This is a genomic window from Variovorax jilinensis (genome assembly GCF_030316885.1).
In the GTDB taxonomy this organism is placed as follows: Bacteria; Pseudomonadota; Gammaproteobacteria; order Burkholderiales; family Burkholderiaceae_C; genus Variovorax; species Variovorax jilinensis.
The window spans coordinates 308,085-329,151 of the sequence record NZ_JASZYQ010000003.1 but is presented as its reverse complement, the minus strand read 5'-3'; the positions used below and the strand labels follow the sequence as shown (position 1 = coordinate 329,151).

Genomic DNA, 21,067 nt, shown 5'->3' with positions numbered 1-21,067 from the left:
TCGCTCAGGCTCGCAGGCAGCGCCAGGCGCGTGCGAGGTAGTGCGAGAGCGGCGGCGTCGGGCGCCCGGCTTCCTTGGCGAGGTCGTCCCAGACGCGCAGGCGCACTGCCTCGGCGGCGTGGGGCTGGCTCATGAAGCGCTCGGCCTCGGCCGTCGGGAAGACGCCGCCCTGCAGCTCGAGGCTGCGCTTGGAATCGTCCGAGAGGCTTTGCCAGTAGGCGGGTTGCGTCGCGCACAGGTAGCGCTTGGCGTCCACGTGCCATTTGATGGCACACAGCAGCCGTTCGCCGAAGACACCTCGCAGGAAGGGCAGGGCGAAGTACTGGTGCAGGTCGTCGATGCCGCGCAGCGTGGGCGATTCGCCCTGGTCGTTGAGCAGGTGGCCGAGGTCGTGCAGCAGGGCCGCGGTGACCAGTTCGTCGTCGGCGTCCTCCTGCTCGGCGCGCTGCGCGGTCTGCAGCGCATGCTGGAGCTGGGTGACGGGCTCGCCGCTGTACTGCTCGCCGCCGCGGCGCTCGAACAGGGTCTGGATGTCGGACAGGGTCAGGGACATGCGTTGCGCTTCAGGCCGGCGAGTGTTCGCTGGGCCGGGCCATGCGCAGCGACTGCGACTCGTGGTTGCGCTGCGTGCGCTCGCGGCTGTTCATGACGTGCTGGTACATGGCCTGCCCGGCCGCGTCGGCGTCTCCCGCTGCGATCGCCTTGACGATCTGGCGGTGCTCGCGCGAGAACACGTGCATCGATTCGGTCGTGAGGTTCTTGCGCCGGAACAGCGACAGCTCCTTGATGAGCCGGCCGTAGGTGGCCGTGAGCTTGGCGTTGCCGGCCAGCGCCAGCAGGCGATCGTGGAACATCAGGTTGAAGCGGTGGTAGCCGGGCGCATCGCCGGCCTTGCCGGCCTGCTCCATGGCCTCCAGCAGTTGCCGCAGTTCGCGGACCTCGGGCGGGCGGATGCACTGGGCGACCTTGCGGCCGACATACAGGTCCATCACGGCGCGGACCTCGAAGATCTCGAGCGCTTCCTCGATCGGGACGTCGCGCACGAACACGCCCCGGTTCTTCTCGGTGCGCACCAGGCCCGCCTCCTCGAGCATGCGGAAGGCCTCGCGCACCGGGCCGCGCGAGACGCCCAGCCGCTCGGCCAGCGCTGCCTCGGTGAGCTTGGTGCCCGACGCCAGTTCGCCGTCCAGGATCATGCGTTCGATCTCGGTCTGCACCAGATCGGCGAGCGAATTGCCCTGCAATTGGGCGATGGCGGCGTGGGTGGGGTTCGGTCCCGGCATGGCCTTGATCGTAGGTTGTCGCTTGTAGATTGTCTACGATTTACACAAATGACCGCGGCGGGAAGTTTTGGCCCTGAACTTGCTTGGATGCCGATCACCACGAAGTGCTTGCACCTCGCGCGGTGGTGATCAACCCCAATCAACGTCAGGAGTCCATTCATGAAGTTCTGGAAATCGATGCTGGCCGCGACGCTCGGCCTGGCCTTCGCTGCAGGTGCGTGGGCGCAGAAGACCCAGCTCACGGTCTACACCGCGCTCGAGACCGACCAGCTCAAGGCCTACCAGGAAGCCTTCAACAAGGTCCAGCCGAACATCGAGATCAAGTGGGTGCGCGACTCCACGGGCGTGGTCACGGCCAAGCTGCTGGCCGAGAAGGTCAATCCGCAGGCCGACGTGATCTGGGGCGTGGCGGCATCGAGCCTGGCGCTGTTCGAGCGCAACGGCATGCTCGAAGCCTATGCGCCGCTGAACCTCGACGCGATCATGTCCCAGTATCGCGACAAGAACAGCCCGCCCGCCTGGTGGGGCATGGACGTGTTCGGCGCGGTCGTGTGCTTCAACACGGTCGAGGCCAAGAAGAAGGGCATTGCGCTGCCCACCACCTGGAAGGACCTGACCAAGCCCGAGTTCAAGGGCCAGGTCGTGATGCCCAACCCGGCATCCTCGGGCACCGGCTACTTCGATGTCGTGGCCTGGCTCCAGCTGTGGGGCGACGAGGGCGGCAAGGGCGGCGGCTGGAAGTACATGGACGCGCTGCACGAGAACATCGGCCAGTACACCCATTCGGGCTCCAAGCCCTGCAACATGGCGGCAGCGGGCGAGTACGTCGCCGGCATCTCGTTCGAATACCGCGGCCACACCAACAAGGCCAAGGGCGCGCCGATCGAGCTGGTGTTCCCCAAGGAAGGCCTGGGCTGGGACCTCGAGGGCTTCGCGATCTACAAGGGCACCAAGAAGCTCGAGGCAGCGAAGAAGCTCGCCGACTGGGCCTCGTCGAAGGACGCGATGATGCTCTACGGCAAGAACTTCGCGCTCACCGCGCAGCCCGGCGTGGCGCCCAAGCTGGCCAACATCCCCGCGGACTACGAGTCGCGCCTCATCAAGATGAATTTCGACCAGGCCGCGGCGGGCCGCGAGCGCACGCTGGCCGAATGGTCCAAGCGCTACGACGCCAAGAGCGAGAAGAAGTAGGGCGGCGCCACTGCCTGCGCCACGACCCATGAGCGACGACCCGACCTACCTCGACCTGCGGCGCATCCACAAGCGCTTCGGGGCCTTCACGGCCCTGGAGAGCATCGACCTCGCGATCCGGCGCGGCGAGTTCGTCTGCTTCCTGGGCCCCTCGGGCTGCGGCAAGACCACCTTGCTGCGGATCATCGCGGGTCTCGAGATGCAGACCTCGGGCACGATCCTGCAGGCCGGCCGCGACATCTCGGTACTGCCGCCGGCCGGTCGCGACTACGGGATCATGTTCCAGTCCTACGCGCTGTTCCCCAACCTCTCGGTGGCCGACAACGTGGCCTACGGGCTGGTCAACCGCAGGCAGTCGCGCGTCCAGGCCGCGCCGCGGGTCGAGGAACTGCTCTCTCTGGTCGGGCTGCCGGGAAGCGGAGCGCGCTACCCGGCGCAGTTGTCGGGCGGCCAGCAGCAGCGCATCGCGCTCGCGCGGGCGCTTGCGACCTCGCCCGGTCTGCTGCTGCTCGACGAGCCGCTGTCGGCGCTCGACGCCATCGTGCGCGTGCACCTGCGCAACGAGATCCGTTCGTTGCAACGCAAGCTCGGCGTGACCACCGTCATGGTCACGCACGACCAGGAAGAGGCGCTGTCGGTGGCGGACCGCATCGTGGTCATGAACCATGGCGCGATCGAGCAGATCGGCACGCCGATGCAGGTCTACCGGGAGCCGGCGTCGGCGTTCGTGGCCGACTTCGTGGGCAAGGCCAATCGACTGCGCGCGGTAGCCGAGGGCGACCGCTGGTTTCGTTGCGGCGAACTTCGCCTGCAATGCACGCCGGGTGCCGGCGCGGATTTCCGGCCCGGCCGTCCGGTAGCCCTCTACCTCAGGCCCGAGGATCGCGTGATGGAAGGCGTGCGCGACGACGATCCGCTGCTTTGCGCGGGCACGGTGCGCAACGTCGAGTTCCTGGGCGGCAACTGCCTGGCCGAAGTGCTGGTCGACGCCATTCCGGACCAGCCGCTGCAGCTGCAGTTTTCGCTCAACCAGATGGACGAGTTCGACGTGCGCGAAGGTGCCCGCCTGCGCTTCGCCCTGCGCGCCGATCGGGTCCGGGTGTTTGCAGCTGCGGACGCGGCCTGAATCGCAGGCAGGCCATGTCGGCGGTGCTCAAGCCCCCCACGCTCAGACAGCGAGTGCCCTCGAGCGATCGGCTCGGGCAGATCGCGCTGGTCGGCACTGCGCTGCTGCTGCTGGTCGGGCTGGTCGCGCCGCTGCTGCTGATCCTCTCGAAGGCGCTCGAGTCGCCCGAGGGTGGGGGCGCCGGCGCCTTCGCGGCCTACCTGGCCTCGCCGGCCCTGCTGCAGAGCCTCTGGAACAGCGTCTGGGTGTCGCTGCTCGTGACGCTGATCGTGGTGCCGCTGGCCTTCACCTTCGCCTATGCGCTGACGCGCAGCTGCATGCCGTTCAAGGGCCTGTTCCGGGCCATCACGCTGCTGCCGTTGCTTGCCCCCTCGCTGCTGTCGGCGATCTCGCTGATCTACTGGTTCGGCAACCAGGGCGTGGCCAGGGACTTCTGGCTCGCGCTCGGCTTCGAGGGCATCTACGGTGCGCCGGGCATCGTGCTGGCCGAATGCTTCGCGACCTTTCCGCACACGCTGATGATCCTCGTCACGGCGCTGACGCTGGCCGATGCGCGGCTCTACGAGGCGGCCGATGCGCTCGGCACGCGCACATTGCGCCGGTTCCTGACCATCACGCTGCCCGGCGCCAAGTACGGCCTGGTGTCGGCCGCGCTCGTGACCTTCACGCTGGTGATGACCGATTTCGGCGTACCCAAGGTGGTCGGCGGCAACTTCAACGTGCTGGCGACCGACGTCTTCAAGCTCGTGATCGGGCAGCAGGACTTCCAGCGCGGCGCGGTGGTCGCGTTGCTGCTGCTGGTCCCGGCCGCACTGACCTTCGCGATCGACCACGCGGTGCAGCGGCGCCAGACCGCCACCCTGTCGGCGCGCGCGGTCGCGCTGCAGCCGAAGCCGGCGCCGCGTTTCGATCGCGCCATGACGCTGTTCTGCATGCTGATCGCGGCCCTGATGCTCGCGATGTTCGGGATGGCGGTGTTCGCATCCTTCGCGACGCTCTGGCCCTACAACCTGGCGCCGAGCCTGGTGCACTACGTGTCGGGGCTGGTGGATGCCGAACTCGGCGTCGCCATGCTCAACAGCATCGAGCTGGCGGCGGCGACCGCCGTGTTCGGCACGGCGTCGGTCTTCGTGGGGGCCTATCTGCTCGAGAAGACGCGCGGGCTCGAGACGACGCGTTCGCTGATCCGGCTGATGGCGATGCTGCCGATGGCAGTGCCAGGGCTGGTGCTCGGCCTGGGCTACATCTTCTTCTTCAACGCGCCGGGCAATCCGCTCAACTTCCTGTACCAGTCGATGGCGCTGCTGGTGCTGTGCACCGTGGTCCATTTCTACACCACCGGGCACCTCACGATGGTCACTGCGCTGAAGGCCATCGATCCCGAATTCGAGGCGGTGTCGGCCTCGCTCAAGGTGCCTTTCTACAAGACCTCCTGGCGCGTCACGCTGCCGATCTGCCTGCCGACGCTGCTCGACGTGTCGCGCTACTTCTTCATCAACGCGATGACCACGATCTCGGCGGTGGTGTTTCTCTATTCGCCCGACACCAAGGTCGCAGCTGTCGCGATCCTGAACCTCGACGAGGCCGGCGAGAGCGGCGCGGCGGCGGCCATGGCGGTGATGATCGCAGGCGTCTCGACGATCGTCACACTCCTGTATCTTGCGGTCGGCAAACTGGTCGACCGGCGCACCCAGGCCTGGCGGAGCCCGGCCCGCTGAGCCCGTGCCTTTCGCACCCCATCTGCCATGACTGAAAACGCATCCCTCCATTTCGATCTCATCGTCGTCGGTGCCGGCATCGTCGGCCTTGCGCACGCCTATACCGCTGCGCGGCGCGGCCTCAAGGTCTGCGTGGTCGAGCGCGACGCCGCCTGCGTCGGCGCCTCGATCCGCAACTTCGGCTTCATCACCGTGACCGGCCAGGGAGCGGGCGACACCTGGCGCCGGGCGCGACGCGCGCGCGAGGTCTGGGGCGAGGTCGCCCCGGCGGCAGGCATCGAGGCCGTGCACCACGGCCTGTGGCTCACGGCCTCCAGGCCGCAGGCGCTGGCCGTCCTCGAGGAATTCATGGTCACGCCGATGGCCGAGGGCTGCGAACTGCTCGCGCCCTCGCAGGCCGCGGCGCGGGCCCCCGCGCTGCGGCTCGAAGGGGCGCAGGGCGTTCTCTACAGCCCGCACGAGATGCGGGTCGAATCGCGAACCGCGATCGGCCTGCTGGCGCGCTGGCTGGGCGAGGCGATGGGCGTCGTCTTCCGCTTCGGTGAAGCCGTGCTCGAGGTGGCGACCCCGCGGGTGCGGACCGCGCGGGCGATGCTGCATGCCGAACGCGTGGTGGTCTGCACCAACACCGAGCTCAACGGCCTGTTCGCCGATCGCATCGCGTCGCACCGGCTGCAGCTGTGCCTGCTGCACATGCTGCGCGTGCGGCCGGAGCCGGGCTTCAGGCTGCCGGGGTCGGTCATGGCGGACCTGAGCCTGGTGCGCTACCACGGCTACAGCAAGCTGCCGGCGGCCCGCAAGCTGCTCGCGCAGCTGCAGCAGGAAGAAGCCGAATCCCTGGCCCACGGAATCCACCTGATCGTGGTGCAGAGCGCCGACGGCTCGCTGGTGGTCGGCGATTCGCATCACTACGGCGCGGCACCCGAGCCCTTCGCCGACGAGCGTGTCGACGAGCTGATCCTGGGTCACCTCCAGCGGGCGCTGAACCTCGGGCAGGCCCGCGTCACCGAACGCTGGGTCGGCCTCTACCCGTCGTCGGACCAGACCGACTGCCTGATCGATGAACCCGACGACGCCACGCGGCTCGTGCTGGTCACGAGCGGCACCGGCGCCAGCACAGCCTTCGGCATTGCCGAGGACGTATTCGCGGCCTGGTAGCACCTTTCATCTTCCAGACACTGCACCATGACCTCACCCGCACCCCGACTCTCCGCCGTCGTCTTCGACTGGGCCGGCACCATCATCGACTTCGGCTCCTGCGCGCCCATGGGCGCCTTCGTGAAGCTGTTCGATCAGTTCGGCATCGCGCTCACCATCGAGGACGCGCGCGGCCCCATGGGCGTGGCCAAGTGGGACCACATCAAGGCCCTGGGCATGCTGCCGCACGTGGCGGCGCAATGGCGCGAGCGCCACGGCAAGGACTTCGGCGATGCCGACGTCGACCACCTCTACGAGATCTTCACGCCGATGAACGCCGCGATCGTGGCCGACTTCGCCGCCTTCATTCCGGGCGCGGTGCAGGTGGTCGACACCCTGCGCGCACGTGGCCTGAAGATCGGATCGACCACCGGCTACAACCGGCCGATCATGGACATCGTGACGCCTATCGCGGCCGCTGGCGGCTATGTGCCCGACAACCTGGTCTGCGCCGGCGACCTGGCCGCGGGCCGGCCGTCGCCGCTCATGATGTACCGCAGCTTTGCCGACCTCGGCGTCTGGCCGCCCTCGACGGTGGTCAAGGTCGACGACACCGGCGTCGGCATCGAGGAGGGCCTGAACGCGGGTACCTGGACCGTCGGACTCGCGGTCAGCGGCAACGCGGTCGGCCTCTCGCTGGCCGAATGGCAGGCGCTGGATGCCGGTCGCCAGCAGGAGCTGCGCACCGCCGCCGGCGCCAGCTTGCGGGCGGCCGGTGCCCACTACGTGATCGACAGCGTGGCCGACCTGCTGCCGGTGATTTCGGACATCGAGACCCGGCTGGCCGAAGGCGCCAGGCCCTGAGCGGTCTAGCCGTCCTCGCGCACGCGCATGAAGCTCGCGAAGCGCGGCAGGCCCTTGGCGGTCGTGCCCTGGTATCGGTAGGTGACCCAGCTGCCGATCGGCGGCGGCCGGTTGCGCTCGGCGTCGCTGAAGCCGGTGCCGAGCTTGAAGCGCTGGCCGGTGGGCGTCTCGACCCACAGGGCGCCCATGCGCCCGGCATGGCGGCCGCGGCCTTCGACGTACGAGACCACGCGTGCCTCCGCATCGTCGAAGGGCTTGACCTTGAGCAGGTCGACCGTACGTTCTGCCCGATAGGGCGAGGCGCCGCGATGCAGGATCAGCCCTTCGCCGCCCATCTTCACGGTCTTGTCGAGCAAGGCCTGCAACGCCTCGTGGGTGGTCGCGCGTTGCTGCGGCACCGGCACGATCCAGGTGGCGCCGGTGATCGGCAGCAACCGGCGCAGCACGGCCAGCCGCGCCGTGAAGTCTCCCGGCTGGGCCGGCAGGTCGAAGACCATGAAGCGCATCTCGCGCCAGGCGGCGTCGGTGGGCGTCTGGCTGCGAACGGTCGACACGCTGAGCTCGAAGCGGCCGCGGCCTGCCCACAGCTCGCCGTCCATCGGCGTCGCGGGCAGCGGCGCCGTGAACCAGGCGGGTGCGACGATGGTTTCACCGCCGCGGGTGCGTAGCTGCCGGCCGTCCCAGTACGCGCGCACACCGTCGTATTTCTCGCTGACCCAGTAGTCGTCGAGCGGCATCCCGCGCCGATAGACACCGGCGAGCATCAGCGGCGGCGCGGCTGCAGCTGCAGCCGTACGCAACGCACCGAGCGGTAGAAGGGCGGCTGCGAGGCCGCCGAGGATCAGCGCGCGGCGCGATCCGGCGATGGGCGGCGACGCTGCCGTCCCGGCCCGCGCCTGCATGGCACGGACCGCACGAACGAAGACTTGCAAGACCGACTCCCCGACGCTTCTGCGAGCGACCTCCGCATTATGGAGTGCAGGGGCTCTCCCGCCGCTCAGGCCGCGGGCTCGGTCAGGCCGCCGACAACCTGGCTGAAGCCACCGTCGACGTAGGTGATCTCGGCGGTCACGCCGCTGGCCAGGTCGCTCAGCAGGAAGGCGGCGACATTGCCGACTTCCTCGATCGTGACGTTGCGGCGGATCGGCGACATTTTCGTGACGGCGCCGAGCAGCTTGCTGAAGTCCTTGATGCCGCTGGCGGCCAGGGTCTTGATCGGGCCGGCGCTGATGCCGTTGACCCGCATGCCCTTCGGGCCCAGCGATTCGGCGAGGTAGCGCACCGAGGCCTCGAGCGAGGCCTTCGCGAGGCCCATGGTGTTGTAGTTGGGCAGCGCGCGGATGGCGCCCAGGTAGGTCAGCGTGAGCAGCGCCGACTTGTCGTTGAGGTAGGGCAGGGCGGCCTTGGCCATGGCCGGGAAGCTGTAGGCGCTGATGTCGTGCGCCACCTTGAAGGCTTCGCGCGAGAGGCCGTCGAGGAAGTCGCCCGCGATCGCCTCGCGCGGTGCGAAGCCGATGCTGTGCACGAAGCCGTCGAAGGTGGGCCAGGTCTGGGCCAGGTCGGCGAACAGGCGCTCGATCTGGGCGTCATCGCCCACGTCGCAGTCGAAGATCAGCTTGGAATCGAAATCGGCCGCAAACTCGGTGATGCGGTCCTTGAAGCGCTCGCCGACATAGCTGAACGCCAGTTCCGCGCCCTGCGCGTGGCAGGCGCGGGCGATGCCGTAGGCGATCGAACGGTTGCTCAGAACGCCGGTGATCAGAAGTTTTTTGCCGGAAAGAAAGCCCATGGGACGACCTCGTGTAAATCTTGGGCAGAATTCTCGCATGCGGGTTCTCTGGTTTTCCTTGCTGTTGCTGTGTGCGTTTCCTTCCTGGGCGGCGCATGCCTATGCCCAGTTCGGCGACATCAAGTACCCGGCCGGGTTCAGCCACTTCGACTACGTCAATCCCAAGGCGCCCAAGGGCGGCGAGATCCGCATGGTGCCGCCGACCCGGCCCACCAACTTCGACAAGTTCAACCCCTTCACCCTCAAGGGCACCGCCCCCTACGGCATCGGCGGGTTGATGTTCGAGAGCCTCCTGACCGGCAATTCGGAGGAGCCGACCACTGCCTATGGCCTGCTCGCCGAAGACGTCGACGTGCCCGCGGACAAGAAATCCGCCACTTTCAGGATCAACCCGAAGGCCCGCTTCAACGACGGCAGCCCGGTGCTGGCGGCCGACGTGGTGCATTCCTTCCGCACGCTCACCGGCAAGCTCGCGGCGCCGCAGTTCCGCACCCTCTACGCCGAGGTGAAGGACGTCAAGGCGCTCGACGACCGCACGGTGCGCTTCGAATTTCAGAACCCCAACCCCGAACTGCCGCTGGTGGTGGGCGGCATGCCTGTCTTCAGCCGGGCCTGGGGCGGCGGAAAGCCCTTCGACCAGATCACGACCGACGTGCCGATCGGCTCGGGGCCCTACAAGCTGCCGAACCCGCGCATGGGCCGGGACATCACCTACGTGCGCGATCCGGCCTACTGGGGTGCCGACCTGCCGGTGCGCAGGGGCTTCTTCAACTTCGACCGCGTGACCTACCGGATCTACCTCGACGAGACTGCCAAGTTCGAGGGGCTGAAGGCCGGCGAATACGACTTCATGCGCGAGTTCACCTCGCGCAACTGGGCGCGCCAGTACAAGGGCAAGCAGTTCGACTCGGGCGAGATCGTCAAGCGCGCCTTCGAGAACAGGAACCCCGGCGATTTCCAGGGCTACGTGTTCAACACGCGCGACCCGAAGTTCAAGGACATCCGGGTGCGCGAGGCCATCGGGCTGGCGATGGACTTCGAATGGCTCAACAGGCAGCTGTTCTACGGCATCTACAAGCGCGTCGACGGCTACTTTCCCAACAGCGAGTTCCGCGCCACCGGGCTGCCCTCGGCCGAGGAACTGGCGCTGCTCGAGCCGCTGCGCGACAAGCTGCGGCCCGAGGTGTTCGGTCCGGCCGCGTTGTCGCCGAGCACGGCGCCGCCCGGCAGCCTGCGCGAGAACCTGCGCCGCGCGCGCGCCTTGCTGGCCGAGGCCGGCTGGGTGTACCGCGACGGCGCCCTGCGCAACGACAAGGGCGAGCCCTTCACGATCGAGTTCCTCAACGACCAACCGTCGCTGATCCGGGTCGCGACGCCGTTCCAGACCGCGCTGCAAAAGCTCGGCATCCAGATGAACTTCCGCACGGTCGATTTCTCGCTGGCGCAGCAGCGCATGGACAACTTCGACTTCGAGATGACCAGCGTCCGCCTGCCCGGATCGACCGCCCCGGGCGGCGAGCTGCTCGAGCTGTTCGGCTCGCAGGCCGCTGCCACGCCGGGCTCGCGCAACATCTGGGGCATCGCCGATCCCGCGGTCGATGCGCTGCTGCAGAAGGTCGTGACCGCCACGACGCGGCCCGAGCTGCGTACCGCGCTGCGTGCGCTCGACCGCGTGCTCACGCACGGCCACTACTCGGTGCCGCAATACTATGGGGATGCCTTCCTGATCGGCTACCGTGCCAAGCCCTTCGAGTTGCCCCCGACCATTCCTCCCTACTACGAGTCCGACAGCTGGGCCATGAGCACCTGGTGGGCATCGCCCGCCAACAAATAGCGCAATGACCAGCTACATCCTCAAACGCCTGCTGCTGATGGTGCCGACGCTGTTCGGCGTGCTGCTGCTGACCTTCATCGTGATCCAGTTCGTTCCGGGCGGCCCGGTCGAGCAGATGGTGGCGCAGCTCCAGGGACGCGATTCGGGCGGCGAGCGCGCCGCCACCAGCGGCGCCGGCTACCGTGGCCGCCAGGGCCTCGATCCGCAGCGCGTGGAGGAGATCAAGCAGCTCTACGGCTTCGACAAGCCGCCGGCCGAGCGCTTCTGGCAGATGCTCAAGTCCTACATGCGCTTCGACCTCGGCACCAGCTTCTACCAGCGCAAGGCGGTCTGGGAGCTGGTCAAGGAGAAGATGCCGGTGTCGATCAGCCTCGGGCTCTGGACCTTCTTCATCAGCTACCTGATCGCGGTGCCGCTGGGCGTCGCGAAGGCGGTGCGCGCCGGCACGCGCTTCGATTTCCTGACCACGCTGATCGTGCTCATCGGCTATGCGATTCCGGGCTTCGTGCTGGGCGTCGCGCTGCTAGTCATCTTCGGCGGGCAGCTGCAGTGGTTCCCGCTGCGCGGCCTGACGTCGCCCAACTGGGAATCGCTCGGCTGGGGTGCGCGCATCGTCGACTACCTCTGGCACATCGCGCTGCCCGTGACCGCGATGGTGCTCGGCAGCTTCGCCGTGACCGCGATGCTGACCAAGAACTCGTTCATGGAGGAGATCCGCAAGCAGTACGTGCTGACCGCGCGCGCCAAGGGCCTGACCGAGCGCGAGGTGCTCTGGAAGCACGTGTTCCGCAACGCGCTGATCCCGATCGTGACCGGCTTCCCGGCGGCCTTCATCGGCGCCTTCTTCACGGGCTCGCTGCTGATCGAGACCCTGTTCTCGCTCGACGGCCTGGGCCTGCTGAGCTACGAGAGCGTCATCCGGCGCGACTATCCGGTGGTGCTCGGCACGCTCTACCTGTTCACGCTGATCGGGCTGGCGACCAAGCTGATCAGCGACCTCTGCTACGTCATGGTGGACCCGAGGGTGAAGTTTGACTAGCGCGGGCGTCACCGTCTCGCCCGCGCGCCGCGCCTGGCAGCGATTCCGGCGCAACCGCCTCGGCTACTGGAGCCTGCTGCTGTTCACGGCGATGGTGGTGGCGAGCCTGTTCGCGGAGTTCCTCTCGACCGACAAGCCGCTGGTGGTGAACTACGAGCAGAAGCTCTATTTCCCCGTGCTGCGCGACTACTCCGAGAAGACCTTCGGCGGCGACTTCGAGACCCCGGCTGACTACCTCGATCCCTTCATCCGCGAGCGCATCACGAGCGGCGCCAACTGGGCGGTCTACGCGCCCAACCCCTACGGGCCGCGCACCCTCAACTACTTCGCCAAGTCGCCCAACCCGGCCGCGCCGTCGCGCGAGAACTTCCTCGGCAGCGACGACCGCGGCCGCGATCTGCTGGCCCAGCTGATATACGGCTTTCGCGTGAGCGTGCTGTTTGCACTGGCGCTGACCGCCATCGGCGTGCTGCTGGGCATCGTCACCGGCGCCATCCAGGGCTACTTCGCGGGCAAGACCGACCTGGCCTTCCAGCGCTTCATCGAAATCTGGGGCTCGATGCCCGAGCTCTACCTGCTGATCATCTTCAGCGCCGTGTTCGCGCCCAGCATCACGCTGCTGCTGGTGCTGCTGAGCCTGTTCGGCTGGATGGGGCTGTCGGACTACGTGCGGGCCGAGTTCCTGCGCAACCGCCAGATGGACTACGTGCGCGCGGCGCGTGCGCTCGGCGTCGGCAACCTGCAGATCATGTGGCGCCACATCCTGCCCAACAGCATGACGCCGGTCGTGACCTTCCTGCCGTTCCGCATGAGTGCCGCGATCCTGGCGCTGACCTCGCTCGACTTCCTGGGGCTCGGGGTGCCGCCCGGCACGCCCTCGCTGGGCGAGCTGCTGAGCCAGGGCAAGGCCAACATCGACGCCTGGTGGATCTCGATGTCCACCTTCGGCGTGCTGGTGGTCACGCTGATGCTCTTGACCTTCATGGGCGACGCATTGCGCGATGCGCTCGATCCGCGAAAGGCCGACCGATGAGCCGCCAGCCGCTGCTCCAGGTGCAGGACCTGCGCGTCGCCTTCGGCGGCAAGGAGGTGGTGCACGGCATCGACTTCGAGATCGCCGCGGGCGAGAAGCTGGCGCTGGTCGGGGAATCGGGCTCGGGCAAGACCGTGACCGCGCTGAGCCTGCTGCGGCTGGTGCAGAACGCCGAGCTCTCGGGCCGCGCGCTCTTCGAGGGCGGCGAAGTCGTGGCAGGCGAGGGCGCACGCGACCTGCTGGCGCTGCCCGAACGCACGCTGCGCGGCATTCGCGGCAAGGAGATCGCGATGATCTTCCAGGAGCCGATGACCGCGCTCAATGCGCTCTACACGGTCGGCGACCAGATCGCCGAGGTGCTCGAACTGCACCAGGCGATGTCGGCGCGCGAGGCGCACGAGGCTGCGGTGCAGTTGCTGGCCGACACCGGCATCCCCGAGCCGGCACGGCGCGCGCGCGCCTTTCCGCATCAGCTCTCGGGCGGCCAGCGGCAGCGCGCGATGATCGCGATGGCGCTGGCCTGCAAGCCGCGGCTGCTCCTGGCCGACGAACCCACCACCGCGCTCGACGTCACGGTGCGGGCCCAGATCCTCGACCTGCTCGACGAACTGCAGCGCAAGCACGGCATGGCCGTGCTGCTGATCACGCACGACCTGAACCTGGTGCGCCGCTTCGCCGACCGAGTGGCCGTGATGGAGAGCGGCCACATCGTCGAGCACGGCGTCGTGGCGACCGTGTTCGAGGCGCCGCAGCATCCCTACACGCGCAAGCTGATCGACAGTCGCCCGAGCCGCGACGTGGCGCAGGTGCAGGCCGCGCCCGACGCCACGCCGGTGCTCGAGGCGCAAGGTCTGCGCGTCGTCTATCCGGTGCCGCGGCCGGGATTCGCAGGCTGGTTCCGCAAGGGCGAGTTCGTGGCCGTGCAGGGCGCCGACTTCCGCATCGCGCCGGGCCAGACCCTCGGCGTGGTGGGCGAATCGGGCTCGGGCAAGTCGACCCTGGCGCTGGCTGCGCTCGGCCTGCTGAAGCACCAGGGCACGCTGGCGGTCACGGGGCGCCGCTGGGCCGAGGGCGGCGCCAGCGACCGGTCGCTGCGGCGCGCGATGCAGGTGGTGTTCCAGGACCCCTTCTCGTCGTTGTCGCCGCGCATGACGGTCGAGGAGATCGTGGCCGAGGGCCTGACCGTCCATGCACCGACGCTCGACACCGCGGCGCGCCGGGCGCGTGCGCTCGAGGCCCTGGCCGACGTCGGCCTCACCGAAGCCCAGTTCCCGGCGTTGCTGGCGCGCTATCCGCACGAGTTCTCGGGCGGACAGCGGCAGCGCCTCGCGATCGCGCGGGCCCTGATCGTCGATCCCAGGCTGCTGGTGCTCGACGAGCCGACCAGCGCACTCGACGTCACGATCCAGAAGCAGGTGCTGGCCCTGCTGCAGCGCCTGCAGCGCGAGCGCGGCCTGAGCTACATGCTGATCACGCACGACGTCGAGGTGATCCGCGCCATGGCGCACGAGGTGATCGTCATGAAGGACGGCGCCATCCTCGAATCGGGACCGGTCGGGCGCGTGCTCGACGCCCCCGAGCATCCCTACACACGCAAGCTGGTCGCGGCGGCATTGGCCGAATAGAAGAAATCCCAGGAATGAAATGTCGCTGACCGGATACGACAGGCGCGGTGCCTGGCGTGCGGCCCTGGCCTGCATGGTGACGCTCGCGGTCGCCATGGGGCTCGGGCGCTTCGCCTTCACGCCCATGCTCCCGATCATGCTGCACGAGGGCAAGCTCGATCTGCAGGCCGGCGGCGTGCTGGCTTCGCTCAACTACCTCGGCTACTTCCTCGGCGCCGTGAGCTGCGCCGCGATCCGCGTCCGGCCCGCCACCATGGTGCGCGGCGGGCTGCTGGCCACCGCGGTGCTGCTGCTGGGCATGGGGCTGCTGCATGGCTTCACGGCCTGGGGCGCGCTGCGGCTCGTGGCCGGCGTGATGAGCGCCTGGACCTTCGTCTTCGCCTCGGGCTGGGGCTTGCGGCGGCTGGCCGAGACCGGCGCGCCGGCGCTGGCCGGCGTGATCTATTCGGGGCCGGGCATCGGCATCGCGGCCACCGGCCTGCTGGGCGGGGCCGTGGGGCATTGGGGTTCGAACGCCGGCTGGATCGGCTTCGGCCTGCTGTCGCTGGTCCTGATCGCGTCGATCTGGCGCATCTTCGGCGACGCCCACGAGGAAGCGCCGGGCCGGGCGCCGGCTGCGGCGCCGGCGCCGACCGCGGCTGAATCGAAAACCGCGCGCCACGATGCGCGCTGGCTCGTCGGTCTCTATGGACTGGCGGGCTTCGGCTACATCATCACGGCCACCTTCCTGCCGGTGATCGCGCGCCAGGCGCTGCCGGGCTCGGCCTCGCCCGACCTGTTCTGGCCGCTGTTCGGCCTCGCGGTGGTGATCGGGGCGCTGATCGGTGCTCGCTCGCCGATGCATTGGGACAACCGGCTGCTGCTGGCGATCGCCTACGGCCTGCAGGCGCTCGGCGTGGTGCTGTCAGTCGCCTGGCCGACCATCGCCGGCTTTGCGCTCGGCAGCCTGCTGCTGGGCATGCCGTTTACCGCCATCACCCTGTTCGCATTGCGGGATGCGCGCCGGCTGCGCGGCAACGCGGCCGCAGGGCTGATCGGCTATGCCACCGCTTCCTACGGCGTCGGCCAGATCCTCGGGCCGCTGTTCGCGGCGCCGCTGGCGCAGCGCACGGGCTCCTTCGCAGTGCCGCTGCTGGTGGCGGCCGCGGCACTGAGCCTGGGCGGCCTGCTTTTCCTGCAGGTCTGGTGGCGTTCCAGGGCCGCCGCAGGTGCTTCGAATGCGTAAAAACCCCTGATTCGTAACGCATTTGGCATATAATTCGAGGCTCACGACCAAACGGGCGGGTACCAACCGCCCGTTTTTTTATGGGTCGACGCATTTTCGTATGCCGCAAGTGGGTGGCGGCAGCGAACGGCCTACAGGCACCTCTGAGGAACAAGCAGACACGTGGCATTGCAGCAGACAGTGGAACAAACCGTGGCCGGACTCGGCTACGACCTGGTCGAGATCGAACGCTCGGCCGGGGGACTGCTGCGCGTTACGATTGATTTGCCCTGGCAAGGCCCCACCTCCAGTGGGGTGGCTGGTGCGCCGGAGCCCTACGTCACGGTCGAAGATTGCGAGAAGGTCACGCGCCAGCTGCAGTTCGCGCTGGAGGTCGACGGCGCCGACTACAAGCGGCTCGAGGTCTCGTCGCCAGGCATCGACAGGCCCTTGCGTCACGAACGCGATTTCGAGCGCTTCGTCGGCGAGGTGATCGACGTCACGCTGAAGGCGCCGATGGGTGCGGCGGCAATGGGCCAGGTGGCGGCCAATCGAAAGAAGTTTCGCGGCACGCTCGAACGTGTTGCCGCAGCCGATGGTTCGCAAGGGTGGCAGATCGTCTGGAGCGACGAGCCCGAGGCGAAGCCCGGCCAGAAGATCAGCAAGAAGCGCGCGCCTGCACCGTTGCAGGCGCTGGGTTTTGTATTGGACGAGCTGCGCGAGGCGCGGCTCGCCCCGATAGTGGATTTCAAGGGGCGCAGGCCCAAACCTGACACGCAGGTGTCGGACTGAACGAGGAGAGTGGTGGCATGAATCGCGAAATGTTGATGTTGGTGGATGCGATCTCGCGCGAGAAGAACGTCGAGCGCGACGTGGTCTTCGGTGCGGTCGAGTCCGCCCTGGCGCAAGCCACCAAGAAGCTCCATCAGGGCGACGTGGACATCCGCGTCGCGGTCGATCGCGACAGCGGCGACTACGAGACCTTCCGCCGCTGGCACGTGGTGCCCGACGAGGCCGGCCTGCAGCTGCCCGACCAGGAAATCCTGCTGTTCGAGGCCAAGGAAGAGATGCCCGACATCGAGGTCGACGAGTACATCGAGGAAGCGGTCGAATCGGTGCCGATCGGTCGCATCGGCGCCATGGCTGCCAAGCAGGTGATCCTGCAGAAGATCCGCGACGCCGAGCGCGAGATGCTGCTCAACGACTTCATGTCGCGCGGCGAGAAGATCTTCACCGGCACCGTCAAGCGGCTGGACAAGGGCGACATCATCGTGGAGGCCGGCCGGGTCGAAGGCCGCCTGCGCCGCAGCGAGATGATCGCCAAGGAAAACCTGCGCAACGGCGACCGCGTGCGGGCCATGATCATGGAGGTCGACCTGACGCTGCGCGGCGCGCCGATCATCTTGTCGCGCTCGGCCCCCGAGTTCATGATCGAGCTGTTCCGCCAGGAAGTGCCCGAGATCGAACAAGGCCTGCTCGAGATCAAGAGCTGCGCCCGCGACCCCGGTTCGCGCGCCAAGATCGCGGTTCTCTCGCACGACAAGCGGGTCGATCCGATCGGCACCTGCGTGGGTGTGCGCGGCACGCGCGTCAACGCCGTGACCAACGAACTCGCCGGCGAGCGCGTTGACATCGTGCTGTGGAGCGAGGATCCGGCCCAGTTCGTGATCGGCGCCCTGGCGCCGGCCAACGTGTCGTCGATCGTGGTCGACGAGGAAAAGCATGCGATGGACGTGGTGGTCGACGAGGAGAACCTCGCGATCGCGATCGGCCGCGGCGGCCAGAACGTGAGGCTCGCCTCCGATCTGACCGGCTGGAAGATCAACATCATGGATGCGAACGAGTCGGCCCAGAAGCAGGCGACCGAGACCGATGCCAGCCGCAAGCTGTTCATGGAGAAGCTCGACGTCGACGAGGAAATCGCCGACATCCTGATCTCCGAAGGCTTCACGAGCCTCGAGGAAGTGGCCTATGTGCCGATCTCCGAGCTGCTCGAGATCGAGAGCTTCGACGAAGACACCATCAACGAGCTGCGCTCGCGTGCCAAGGATGCGCTGTTGACCGCCGAGATCGCCCGTGAAGAGGATGTCGAGAGCGTCTCGCAGGATCTGCGCGACCTCGAAGGCCTCGATGCGGCCCTCATTCCCAAATTGGCCGAGGCGGGTGTCCACACCCGTGACGACCTGGCCGACCTTGCGGTCGATGAACTCACCGAAATCACCGGCCAAACCGCCGATGAGGCCAAGAACCTGATCTTGAAAGCCCGCGAACACTGGTTCGCCGGCCAAGAGTGACGGTCATGGAGGCACGAAACCAATATGTCCAGTACCACTGTCGCCGAGTTCGCGAACGAACTCAAGAAGACTCCCGAAACCCTGCTTGACCAGCTCAAGAGCGCAGGCGTGCCCAAGCAGGCCGCCACCGATGCGCTCAGCGAGGCCGACAAGCAGCGCCTGCTCGGCTTCCTCAAGGCCAGCCACGGCACGGTCGAGCCCGAGCGCAAGAAGATCACGCTGACCAAGAAGTCGACCAGCGAGATCAAGCAGGCCGACGCCACCGGCCGCGCCCGCACCATCCAGGTCGAAGTCCGCAAGAAGCGCACCTTCATCCAGCGCGACGAGGGCCACCCGGCCGTGCCCGAGGCCGCCGCCGAGGCTGCCGAGGCCGCACAACCGCAGATCGACGAGGCCGAACTCTCGCGCCGCGAGGAAGAGGCACGCCGCCAGGCCGAGCTGATCCGCCGCCAGGAAGAAGAACTGGTCGAGAAGCGCCGTCTGCGCGAAGAAACCGAGGCGCGCGAACGCGAGAAGGCCGAGCGCGCCGAACAGGCCGAACAGGAAGCCAAGGCCGCCAGCAGGAAGGCTGCCGCCGAGGCCGCTGCCGCCGCCACCGTGACCGAAGGCGCGCCCGAGCCCGCCGAGGAAGCACCGGCCGCGGCCGACCGCAAGGCCGCTGCCGAAGCCGCTGCCGTGCAGGCCAAGGACGACGCCAAGGCCAAGGCCGCCGCCGAATCGAAGGCCCGCGCCGACGAGGAAGCAGCGCGCGCCAAGGACCTCGACGAGCGCCGTCGCAAGGCGCTGGCTGAAGCCGAGGCCATCCGCGCCATGATGAACGCACCGGCCCGCGTGCTGGTGCCGCACAAGGCGCCCGAGAAGCCGGCGCCCGAAGTCAAGGCCGCCGTCAAGGGCACGCTGCACAAACCGGCCACGCCGGCCGCCCGCCCGGGCGCGCCCGCCGCAGCCGGCGCGCCTGGGGCCCCTGGCGCCGGCAAGGAAGTGAAGTCCGCCAAGCTCTCCTCGAGCTGGGCCGGCGACACCGCCAAGAAGAAGGAAATCAAGACCCGCGGCGACGCCAGCGGCGGTGTCGGCCGCGGCAACTGGCGCGGAGGCCCGCGCGGCCGCCGCGGCAACGATCGCAATGGCCAGGAAGACCGCATGCCGGCAGCGCCGGTCGAGGCGCGCGTGCTCGAAGTGCACGTGCCCGAGACCATCACGGTGTCCGAGCTCGCGCACAAGATGGCCGTCAAGGCCGGCGAAGTCATCAAGCAGCTGATGAAGCTGGGCCAGATGGCGACCATCAACCAGTCGCTCGACCAGGACACCGCGATGATCATCGTGGAGGACATGGGCCACACGGCCGTGGTCGCCGCGCTCGACGATCCGGAAGCCTTCACCGACGAGGACGTGTCCGCGACGCAGGCCGAAGCCCTGCCGCGCGCACCTGTCGTGACCGTCATGGGTCACGTCGACCACGGCAAGACCTCGCTGCTGGACTACATCCGTCGCGCCAAGGTCGCCGCGGGCGAAGCCGGCGGCATCACGCAGCACATCGGCGCCTACCACGTGCAGACCGAGCGCGGCATGGTGTCCTTCCTCGACACCCCGGGCCACGAGGCGTTCACCGCCATGCGTGCCCGCGGTGCGCAGGCCACCGACATCGTCATCCTCGTGGTGGCGGCCGACGACGGCGTCATGCCGCAGACCAAGGAAGCCATCAAGCACGCCAAGGCGGCGGGTGTGCCGATCGTGGTCGCGATCAACAAGGTCGACAAGCCCGACGCCAACCTCGACCGCGTCAAGCAGGAGCTGGTCGCCGAGGAAGTCGTGCCCGAAGAGTACGGCGGCGACGTGCCCTTCGTGCCGGTCTCGGCCAAGACAGGGCAGGGCGTGGACGACCTGCTCGAGCAGGTGCTGCTGCAGGCCGAAGTGCTGGAGCTCAAGGCGCCGGTCGATGCCGCAGCCAAGGGCCTGGTCATCGAAGCGCAGCTCGACAAGGGTCGCGGCCCGGTTGCCACCGTGCTGGTTCAGTCCGGTACGCTCAAGACCGGCGACGTGGTGCTGGCGGGTTCCACCTATGGCCGCGTGCGCGCCATGCTGGACGAAGACGGCAAGACGATCAAGTCCGCGGGTCCGTCGATCCCGGTCGAGATCCAGGGCCTGACCGAAGTGCCGCAGGCGGGCGACGAGTTCATGGTGATGGCCGACGAGCGCCGTGCGCGCGAGATCGCCACCTACCGTGCCGGCAAGTTCCGCAATACCAAGCTGGCCAAGGCGCAAGCCGCGAACCTGCAGAACATGTTCACCGACCTGTCGGCGGGCGAGGTGCAGACGCTGCGCATCATCATCAAGGCCGACGTGCAAGGCTCGCAGGAAGCGCTTGCCCAGTCGCTGCTCAAGCTCGCGACCGATGAGGTCAAGGTGCAGATGGTGTACGCCGGCGTCGGCGGCATCAGCGAGAGCGACATCAACCTCGCGATCGCCTCGAAGGCCATCGTGATCGGCTTCAACGTGCGGGCCGATGCCGGTGCGCGCAAGCTGGCCGAAGGCAACGGCGTGCAACTGCACTACTACAGCATCATCTACGACGCTGTGGACGACATCAAGGTCGCCATGTCCGGCATGCTGGCACCCGAGCGGCGCGAGGAGATCATCGGCTCGGCCGAGATCCGCACCGTGTTCGTGGCCTCCAAGATCGGTACGGTCGCAGGTTCGTACGTCACCTCGGGCTCGGTCAACCGCAGCGCGCATTTCCGCCTGCTGCGCGACAACGTGGTGATCTACACCGGCGAAGTCGATTCGATCAAGCGCATGAAGGACGATGTCCGCGAAGTCCGCGAAGGTTTTGAGTGCGGTATCAAGCTCAAGAACTACAACGACATCAAGGAAGGCGATCAGCTCGAGTTCTTCGAGATCAAGGAAATCGCCCGGACGCTGTAAGCGTTCGG

General features: G+C 67.9%; 17 protein-coding genes. 13 read left to right on the top strand and 4 right to left on the bottom strand.

Going from position 1 to position 21,067, the window contains the following annotated elements; translation table 11 throughout:
• Positions 1-4: 4 nt before the first annotated feature.
• Together QTH87_RS13005 and QTH87_RS13000 are read right to left on the bottom strand one after the other, a co-directional pair.
• Positions 5-553 carry a phosphonate degradation HD-domain oxygenase gene (locus tag QTH87_RS13005; RefSeq protein WP_286609513.1) on the bottom strand — a complete coding sequence of 183 codons (549 nt, stop codon included), beginning with the start codon at positions 551-553 and terminating at the stop codon, positions 5-7.
• Between the two features lie 10 nt (positions 554-563).
• Positions 564-1,283, bottom strand: coding sequence for a phosphonate utilization associated transcriptional regulator (locus tag QTH87_RS13000; protein WP_286609510.1), 720 nt, complete (start codon positions 1,281-1,283; stop codon positions 564-566).
• A 159-nt stretch (positions 1,284-1,442) separates the two neighbouring features.
• Here QTH87_RS13000 and QTH87_RS12995 point away from each other — a divergent pair, with 159 nt between their 5' ends.
• From QTH87_RS12995 to phnX, 5 genes are read left to right on the top strand one after another with little or no spacing between them, the layout of a single operon-like run.
• The gene (locus QTH87_RS12995) at positions 1,443-2,474 is read left to right on the top strand and encodes a putative 2-aminoethylphosphonate ABC transporter substrate-binding protein (RefSeq protein WP_286609508.1); all 1,032 of its coding nucleotides are present in this window, start codon (positions 1,443-1,445) and stop codon (positions 2,472-2,474) included.
• Positions 2,475-2,502: 28 nt separating this feature from the next.
• A complete protein-coding gene (locus QTH87_RS12990; protein WP_286609507.1) occupies positions 2,503-3,600 on the top strand; it encodes a putative 2-aminoethylphosphonate ABC transporter ATP-binding protein in 1,098 nt (365 codons plus the stop codon).
• Positions 3,601-3,614: 14 nt separating this feature from the next.
• A complete protein-coding gene (locus QTH87_RS12985) occupies positions 3,615-5,318 on the top strand; it encodes a putative 2-aminoethylphosphonate ABC transporter permease subunit (protein WP_286609505.1) in 1,704 nt (567 codons plus the stop codon).
• Between the two features lie 27 nt (positions 5,319-5,345).
• Positions 5,346-6,476 carry a TIGR03364 family FAD-dependent oxidoreductase gene (locus QTH87_RS12980; protein WP_286609504.1) on the top strand — a complete coding sequence of 377 codons (1,131 nt, stop codon included), beginning with the start codon at positions 5,346-5,348 and terminating at the stop codon, positions 6,474-6,476.
• 27 nt (positions 6,477-6,503) lie between these two features.
• Complete coding sequence (phnX, locus tag QTH87_RS12975) at positions 6,504-7,319, top strand: phosphonoacetaldehyde hydrolase (RefSeq protein WP_286609502.1); 816 nt, start codon at positions 6,504-6,506, stop codon at positions 7,317-7,319.
• Positions 7,320-7,324: 5 nt separating this feature from the next.
• Here the strand turns inward: phnX and QTH87_RS12970 are convergent, their stop codons facing one another.
• Together QTH87_RS12970 and fabI are read right to left on the bottom strand one after the other, a co-directional pair.
• Entirely contained in the window at positions 7,325-8,221 is an 897-nt protein-coding gene (locus tag QTH87_RS12970) for a DNA ligase (RefSeq protein ID WP_286610387.1), read from the bottom strand.
• A 95-nt stretch (positions 8,222-8,316) separates the two neighbouring features.
• Complete coding sequence (gene fabI, locus QTH87_RS12965; RefSeq protein WP_286609500.1) at positions 8,317-9,108, bottom strand: enoyl-ACP reductase FabI; 792 nt, start codon at positions 9,106-9,108, stop codon at positions 8,317-8,319.
• Between the two features lie 37 nt (positions 9,109-9,145).
• Here fabI and QTH87_RS12960 point away from each other — a divergent pair, with 37 nt between their 5' ends.
• The 8 genes from QTH87_RS12960 (at position 9,146) to infB (ending at position 21,059) form a co-directional block, all read left to right on the top strand.
• Positions 9,146-10,942, top strand: a complete 1,797-nt coding sequence (locus QTH87_RS12960) for an extracellular solute-binding protein (RefSeq protein ID WP_286609499.1) — start codon at positions 9,146-9,148, stop codon at positions 10,940-10,942.
• 4 nt (positions 10,943-10,946) lie between these two features.
• Complete coding sequence (locus QTH87_RS12955; protein ID WP_286609497.1) at positions 10,947-11,981, top strand: microcin C ABC transporter permease YejB; 1,035 nt, start codon at positions 10,947-10,949, stop codon at positions 11,979-11,981.
• A complete protein-coding gene (locus QTH87_RS12950) occupies positions 11,974-13,014 on the top strand; it encodes an ABC transporter permease (protein ID WP_286609495.1) in 1,041 nt (346 codons plus the stop codon). The genes QTH87_RS12955 and QTH87_RS12950 overlap by 8 nt, the downstream gene beginning before the upstream one ends.
• Positions 13,011-14,639, top strand: a complete 1,629-nt coding sequence (locus QTH87_RS12945; RefSeq protein ID WP_286609493.1) for an ABC transporter ATP-binding protein — start codon at positions 13,011-13,013, stop codon at positions 14,637-14,639. The genes QTH87_RS12950 and QTH87_RS12945 overlap by 4 nt, the downstream gene beginning before the upstream one ends.
• A gap of 19 nt (positions 14,640-14,658) precedes the next feature.
• Positions 14,659-15,864: a YbfB/YjiJ family MFS transporter gene (locus QTH87_RS12940; protein ID WP_286609491.1), complete on the top strand. Its 1,206-nt coding sequence runs from the start codon at positions 14,659-14,661 to the stop codon at positions 15,862-15,864.
• A 162-nt stretch (positions 15,865-16,026) separates the two neighbouring features.
• A complete protein-coding gene (gene rimP, locus QTH87_RS12935; RefSeq protein WP_286609489.1) occupies positions 16,027-16,635 on the top strand; it encodes a ribosome maturation factor RimP in 609 nt (202 codons plus the stop codon).
• Positions 16,636-16,652: 17 nt separating this feature from the next.
• Positions 16,653-18,137 (top strand): transcription termination factor NusA, encoded by a 1,485-nt coding sequence (nusA, locus tag QTH87_RS12930; protein WP_286609488.1) that lies wholly within the window; start codon positions 16,653-16,655, stop codon positions 18,135-18,137.
• Positions 18,138-18,161: 24 nt separating this feature from the next.
• Positions 18,162-21,059, top strand: a complete 2,898-nt coding sequence (gene infB / locus QTH87_RS12925; RefSeq protein WP_286609487.1) for a translation initiation factor IF-2 — start codon at positions 18,162-18,164, stop codon at positions 21,057-21,059.
• The last annotated feature ends 8 nt before the right edge of the window (positions 21,060-21,067 follow it).